Origin of the sequence: Pseudobacter sp. (assembly GCF_051955275.1) — a bacterium.
Taxonomy (GTDB): domain Bacteria; phylum Bacteroidota; class Bacteroidia; order Chitinophagales; family Chitinophagaceae; genus Pseudobacter.
Genome location: NZ_JBQCGW010000029.1, coordinates 1 through 6,960 on the forward strand (window position 1 = coordinate 1; position 6,960 = coordinate 6,960).

A 6,960-nucleotide genomic window follows, 5' to 3' on the forward strand; every position below is an offset into this window, starting at 1 on the left:
ACGAGATCCAGAATACCGAACTGCTGATGGCGCAGTTTGCAGGAAAGTCGATCCGCATTGCAGGATTAGTGACGGATGCACAGCATCGAGTGACGAAGACGGGTAAAAACTTTGCGAAAGTGGTACTGGAAGATTACACCGGGAATGCAGAACTCCTTTTCTGGAGCAACGATTACCCACGCTTCAGCTCCTTCTTCCAGAATGGACTGAACCTGCTGGTGACCGGTAGTTTTCAGCAGAAAAGAAGCTTCAACCCTGATCCCAGCAAGCCACCGGAGTATGAGTTCAAGGCAACGGAGATCACTTTGCTGGAAACGGTGAAAGGCAAATACACCAAACAGCTGATCCTGGACATCCAGGCAAGGCATCTCACCCCGCAACTGATCGATTTCCTGGAAGATAATGTTAAAAAAAACCCGGGCGGGGCCGGCCTGAGGTTCAATATCCTTGAGCCAAAAGCGCAGCTCAAGATCAGCATGTACAGTCTGGAAGCGAAGTTCCAGATGAATGACGAAATGACGGCCTGGCTGAAGGAAAAACCTGAGGTTGAGGTATCTGTGGTGACTAGTTAACAGATGTGGATATGTGGAAATGTCACCGTTTCAGGAAAATGGAAATGGTTATATATTTGTTCTCTTAACCCCATGAAACGAGGACTGGCAGCGATGGGAAGGTGGGATGAACAAAATGGTTCACTTACCTGTTTTAATCAGAAACAGTCTTAATTCAAATAATATTTATAAAAACATTTTTATGGCTTTAGAATTTACTGATGCGAACTTCCAGGAACAGGTTCTTTCTTCTGATAAACTGTCTGTAGTGGATTGCTGGGCTGAGTGGTGTGGACCCTGCCGCGCAATCGGACCCGTTATCGACGATCTGTCGAAAGAATATGAAGGTCGTGTTAATGTAGGTAAAGTGAATGTTGACCACAATCCTGAGATCAGCATCAACTACGGTATCACTTCTATCCCTGCGATCCTCTTCTTCAAAGGTGGAAAGATCGTAGACAAGCTGGTAGGTGCTCAACCTAAAGCAAACTTCGTTAAGAAGATCGAACAACACATGTAGTATTCGCTATAAAGAAGCAGTTTACTGCTTACATTACAGGGCGGCTCAATTTAATATTGAGTCGCCCTTTTTCATTTTGCGCTGCCTGATAATAAATCTGTATTTCCATCGTTCTTGCGATGGCCGGACAGCCCATAACCGGTCATCCTATTAACTTACTGAATCTATGAAAACAAACTACATGAAGGCATTTGCCGCCTTTCTTTTAATGGGCTTCCTGATATCAGGCTGTAAAAAATCGGATGAACCTGCCCCTTCTGTCGACCCTCCCCTTGGCAACGAGGTACCTGAAGAAATCAAAAAACTGCTGGAAGAAAACGTGAATGCGGCAGTTTCAGGAACCGTTACTGACGCGCAGCAAAAACCAGTGGAAGGTGCCACCGTAAAACTGGGATCGAAAACCACCACCACAGACCCCAAAGGTGCGTTCAGCTTCTCTAAAGGACAGGTCAGAAAGAACAATGCATTCATCAGCATTTCCAAAGAAGGATTTTTCTCCACCGGGAAAACGATCAGCGCTTCCGAAGACGGAAACCATACTACACAAATCTCGCTGATCAGTAAAGAAACTCCTGTAACCTTCAACGGTGCAGACGGAGGCACAGTAAATTTCGGCTCCGGAAACAGCATTCAGTTCAAGGCAGGCAGCATTGTAAATGCCGCCACCAATGCAGCATACACTGGTACCGTTACCGTATATGCGAAAACGATCGATCCATCAGCCGCTGAGCTTCAACCGGGCACCCGTCGCGGCATCAGTAAAGACTATAAACATTCAGGCCTCAGTTCCTTCGGTATGTTTGCCGTAGAACTGACTGGAGCTGGCGGAGAGAAGCTGCAACTGGCGGCAGGCAAACCTGCCACCGTTTCTTACACCATTCCATCAGAATTGCAGGGCAGACTGCCTGAGCAGGTTGCGCTCTGGCGTTTCAATGATAGCACAGGACTCTGGAAAGAAGGCGGTAGCATCTCCAGGAAGGGAAATGTTCTTGCCGGGGAAACAGACCATTTCTCATTCTGGAGCTTTGATGCTGGTTATAGCCTTACCACCATCAGCGGCATTATCAAAGACCAGCATGGCAACCCCCTCACACAAGCCAGGATCACCATCAAGGAAACTGGCAATCCTGCCACCAGCGCCTTCGGTGAAGGCAATACAGGCTTCGATGGTGTGATAAATGGATGGGTACCCATCGGTATCAACCTGCAGATGACCATTTACAATCATTGCGGAACCGTATTATTGCAGAACAGTGTGGGTCCATATACATTCTCGCATGCAGACCTCGGCACCATAACGGCTACCAATACAGGAACAACCGTTACCATTGCCGGTACTGCCCTTTCCTGTAATTCCGATACGCTGCAGACTGGATATGCCAATATTTCCATCGATGGGATCAACTATCGGGGAGATATCGTCAACGGCAAATTCAATGTGAAAGTTCCCCGTTGCGCAGGCACACCGGCACAGGCGAAAGTAGTGATCACAGATGCCACTCACCTGAAGCTGAAAGACACGCTGCTTTTCAATGTAACCACTGATTCACTCAATACAGGCCCCATCTTCGGATGCGCCGATTCACAACTTGAATACGTAAGGCTGAATCTGAACGGACAAATCTTCAATTTCAACCATGCCGAATCTCCCTTCAACAAGTATGCGAACATGTTCTTCTGGAATATCCGTTGCAGTAATTCCCAGGCCTCCGTTTGGCTGTCTTTCCTCAGTCTGGGAGGTATCACCTGGAATTACCCCAACAGTTCAGCAGGATTTCAGATCAACCTCAACGGGGTTCTCTGGCCAGAAATGTACTATGATCAAAGAAAGATTACCATTACCGAGCTCGGCGCCATCAATACGGGTTATGTAGCCGGCTATTATAGCGAAATGACTGAAAATCCGTCCGGACAGCAGGTTCCATTCACCGTTTATTTCAGGGTGAAGCGCTTCCCGATAGATTTCTCGGAAGAACCATAACAGTTATTTACACCAGCATATTCAGGAACGCCTGTGCCATACCGTTGGCCAGGCGTTCCTGTTATTATAAATGAATTTTGCAGGATTGATGAGCCTGCGATTATGAATAATGCTTATATTGAAAGGTCTTTTCATCCAAACTGAGCTTACATGAGTCCTGTAATGGAAAATATTCTGCGCGGCATGCTTGGCATGTTCTTCCTCATCCTTGTTTGTTTTCTTTTCAGTAATAATCGCAGGGCTATCAACTGGAAGCTGGTGCTTATCGGCATTGTGGCGCAGGTATGTTTCGCACTCGGTGTGTTGAAAGTGAATTTTATCAAAGTGATCTTCCAGTGGCTTTCCGAGAAATTTGTGGATGTGATCAATATCGGCCATAAAGGCATCGAATTCCTCTTCGGCAACCTCGCCAACTCAGAAGGTTCATGGGCCTATATCTTCGCTGTACAGGTACTTCCGAATATCATTTTCTTCTCTGCCCTCTCCGCCATGTTCTATTACCTGGGCATACTGCAGAAAGTAGTATACGTATTTGCCTGGATGCTGAAAAAACTGGGCATCTCAGGACCGGAAAGCGTGAGCACCGGCGCCAATATTTTCCTCGGGCAAACCGAGGCGCCACTCATGATCCGCCCATTCCTCGACAAACTCACCCGCTCTGAAATACTCTGTATCATGGTAGGCGGTATGGCCAATACCGCCGGCAGCGTTCTTGCCGCCTATGTTGGCTTCCTCGGTGGCAATGATCCTGACCAGCAGAAATATTTCGCCCTCCATATGCTCAGTCAGAGTATCATGAGCGCACCAGCTGCCATCGTAGTCTCAAAAATACTTTTCCCGCAAACAGAGCCCTATATGCGGGAGCTGAAAGTACCCCGCGAAAAGCTCGGCGACAATTTTCTGGACGCTATTTCACTCGGCACTACCGATGGTATGAAACTGGCCGTAAACGTAGGCGCCATGCTGATCGTTTTCACGGCCCTCATGTATTTCGCCAACTATCTCCTCGGCAGTATCGGTCACTGGACCAACCTCAACAGCACCATCGCCGCAGCCACCAACGGGCGTTATGAAAGCCTTTCGTTACAGATGCTGCTCGGTTACCTATTCTCTCCCGTGGCCTGGCTCATTGGCGTGGACTCGCGGGAGATGATACAGGTAGGGCAACTACTGGGAGAGAAAACCATCCTCAACGAGTTTGTTGCCTATATCTCTTTCGGGCAGATGAAAACCTCCGGCGCTATTGCCGATCCCAAATCGATCCTCATCACCACCTACGCCCTCTGCGGGTTCGCCAATTTTGCCAGTATCGGCATCCAGATCGGCGGTATCAGCCAGTTGGCGCCCAACCAACGGAGAAACCTCACGGAACTGGGTGTCAAAGCACTTATCGGCGGCACTATCGCCTGCCTCATGTGCGGCTGTATTGCGGGAGCCCTGATGTAGAAGATTAACCCCGTTTTCATTTTTTGCAAACATTATTGCCCGCCAACTGTTAGTGGACTATTGTACCTTTGCGGCATTGAATCAAAGGCAGTTTTTATCTATGAACAGTTCTATCGAGACATTAATCTCCGCCGAAACGGATGCCACCCTTCGCCAGATCGCTGAAAAAGTAGTCCGCCAGGAGCGCATCACCCCGGAAGACGGCCTCTACCTTTTTGAGAAAGCAAGCCTCGGCTTCGTTGGCACGCTCGCCAACTTCGTGAGAGAAAGACTGCACGGAGATGTCACTTATTTCAACAGGAATTTCCATATCGAGCCCACCAATGTATGCGTATTCGCCTGCAAGTTCTGCTCCTATTCCCGCCTCTATGCACACCGCGAAGAAGGATGGGAACTGACCACAGAACAGATGCTCGATATCGTTAAAAAATACGACGGCAAGCCAGTTACCGAAGTCCATATCGTTGGCGGCGTTCACCCCAAGATGAACCTCGAATTCTTTGCCGACCTCATCCGCAAGATCAAGGCCCATCGCCCCGATCTCCATATCAAAGGCTTTACTGCCGTGGAACTGGATTATATGTTCCGTAAAGCAAAAAAGACCATTGACGAAGGCATGGCCTATCTCCATGAAGCCGGACTGCAATCACTCCCCGGTGGCGGTGCCGAGATCTTTGCCCCGGAGATCAGGAAACAGATCTGTGACGACAAGATAGACGGTGCAGGCTGGCTGGCCATTCACAAAGCCGCTCACAAGCTGGGCATGCACACCAATGCCACCATGCTCTACGGCCATATTGAAAACTACTCACATCGTATTGACCATATGGATAAGCTCCGCAGCCTGCAGGATGAAACTCATGGTTTCAACACCTTCATTCCGCTCAAATTCCGAAATGGCGATAACGAGATGAGCCATGTGAACGAGCTCAGTGTGATTGAAGACATGCGTATGTATGCCATTGCACGTTTGTACATGGATAATTTCCCGCACCTGAAAGCCTACTGGCCGATGCTGGGCCGCAACAATGCCCAGCTGACCCTCAGCTTTGGTGTGAATGATATCGATGGTACCATTGATGACTCCACCAAAATCTACTCCATGGCGGGCTCTGAAGAGCAGACTCCGGCCATGAGCACAGCGCAGCTGGTAACACTGATCAAACAGGTGAAACGCAAGCCTGTAGAGCGTGATACGCTGTACAATGAAGTGAGGGATTATTCAGTGTATGATATCAAAGAGATTGAAACGAATCCGTTGCTGAATTAAATTCCAGCAGACATTATATTTAGCAAGCATCAGGATTTTTCCTGGTGCTTTTTTTATGCCCGGGGCAATGGGATGTACTCAACTGGGCTGCCGAAACAAACCGCACCTTTTTGAGGTTCTGTTGGGATTTTTGTTTGGAAAGATGGGACTGTAGTGCAAAGCCGGGCTTCTTCGCTTATGTTTCGAAGGCCTGCGTTGAGCACATCCCATTGCCGTCGGCACGCTGGAGGTGCGGGAAAGCTTTGGAAATTACTGATGAAAGTTATATTGCTGCAATTTCTTCATTCAGAAAATATCACTTAACTGACAACTACCTATTCAGTTTTTCAATCGCACATTCGTACAATGGATCAAAATTGATTTTACTTACGCAGTTACACAATCCTCTCCCCCACTCACAGTGCCAGCGGCTTCGCGGGATATGAAAAAAAGGCCTTCGAAACATACGATCCCTAAGCCCGGCAATGCACTACGGTTTCAACATACCCCACAACAGCCCATCAAATATCCCCAAAGGTGTGGGTATGTTTCGGCAGCCGCTTTTCATATCCCCCGAAGCCTTAAGCCATAAGCTTAAAAACAAGAAGCCGATGGCACTATCCCACCTCCAGCACCCAGGTTTGGCGATAATACAGCCACTCATCCACCATCGCATTCGTCACTTCAGTTTTAAAATAGCTGAGTGCACTCAGGCTTTTGTGAATGGTAGGCGCTTTGTGTACTACACGGAATCCGCAGCTGTTGAAGAAGGATTCCGCTTCTTCATAGGAGCCGAACTTGTTGTCGTTGACATTGTGCTCGGTGAGAAACTCTTTCCATTTATTGTCTTCAGTGGTCTGATGTCCATTACCGGGCTCATGATCGGGATTCTTCAGGTATACGTCACCGGTAATCCAGTGGCCGCCACGGCGCTTCAGGATATGGTGGATGGTGCGGCAGAGTGCGCGTTTCTCTTCGTCATCGAGATAGACAAGCAGTCCTTCATTCACAATGGTGAGTGGCCCCGGTGCAAAGAATTGTAAGGCATTGCCGAACTGCGCTTCGTCCATGGCATTGAGCGGTTGCACGTAAAGCTTGCCTTTGCGATGCACGTGATGGATCCGGATGAGATCCGTGATGAGACTTTTCTTGTTGCTGGCGGATTCGGGGAGATCGGTATCGAGGTAGATCACTGCTTTGTGCTGTGCCATGG

Annotated in this window: 6 protein-coding genes; 5 read left to right on the plus strand and 1 reads right to left on the minus strand. The window is 48.5% G+C overall.

The window, feature by feature from the left end:
* The 5 genes from ACTHMC_RS03160 to mqnE all read left to right on the plus strand — a co-directional run.
* Positions 1-572: OB-fold nucleic acid binding domain-containing protein (locus ACTHMC_RS03160; RefSeq protein WP_440410751.1), on the plus strand; the 572-nt coding region annotated here is incomplete at its 5' end.
* Between the two features lie 181 nt (positions 573-753).
* Complete coding sequence (gene trxA, locus ACTHMC_RS03165) at positions 754-1,071, plus strand: thioredoxin (RefSeq protein ID WP_440410753.1); 318 nt, start codon at positions 754-756, stop codon at positions 1,069-1,071.
* 166 nt (positions 1,072-1,237) lie between these two features.
* Positions 1,238-3,052 (plus strand): carboxypeptidase-like regulatory domain-containing protein, encoded by a 1,815-nt coding sequence (locus tag ACTHMC_RS03170; RefSeq protein ID WP_440410754.1) that lies wholly within the window; start codon positions 1,238-1,240, stop codon positions 3,050-3,052.
* A 150-nt stretch (positions 3,053-3,202) separates the two neighbouring features.
* Complete coding sequence (locus tag ACTHMC_RS03175) at positions 3,203-4,498, plus strand: NupC/NupG family nucleoside CNT transporter (protein WP_440410755.1); 1,296 nt, start codon at positions 3,203-3,205, stop codon at positions 4,496-4,498.
* Between the two features lie 100 nt (positions 4,499-4,598).
* A complete protein-coding gene (mqnE, locus tag ACTHMC_RS03180) occupies positions 4,599-5,768 on the plus strand; it encodes an aminofutalosine synthase MqnE (RefSeq protein ID WP_440410757.1) in 1,170 nt (389 codons plus the stop codon).
* A 596-nt stretch (positions 5,769-6,364) separates the two neighbouring features.
* Here mqnE and ACTHMC_RS03185 read toward each other — a convergent pair.
* On the minus strand, positions 6,365-6,960 hold a 596-nt coding region (locus ACTHMC_RS03185; protein WP_440410758.1), incomplete at its 5' end, for a hypothetical protein.

Bases quoted from the DNA above. Each gene is read 5' to 3' on its own strand.
- ACTHMC_RS03170 (WP_440410754.1), top strand. From the start codon at position 1,238: ATGAAAACAAACTACATGAAGGCATTTGCCGCCTTTCTTTTAATGGGC.
- trxA (WP_440410753.1), top strand. From the start codon at position 754: ATGGCTTTAGAATTTACTGATGCGAACTTCCAGGAACAGGTTCTTTCT.
- mqnE (WP_440410757.1), top strand. From the start codon at position 4,599: ATGAACAGTTCTATCGAGACATTAATCTCCGCCGAAACGGATGCCACC.
- ACTHMC_RS03175 (WP_440410755.1), top strand. From the start codon at position 3,203: ATGAGTCCTGTAATGGAAAATATTCTGCGCGGCATGCTTGGCATGTTC.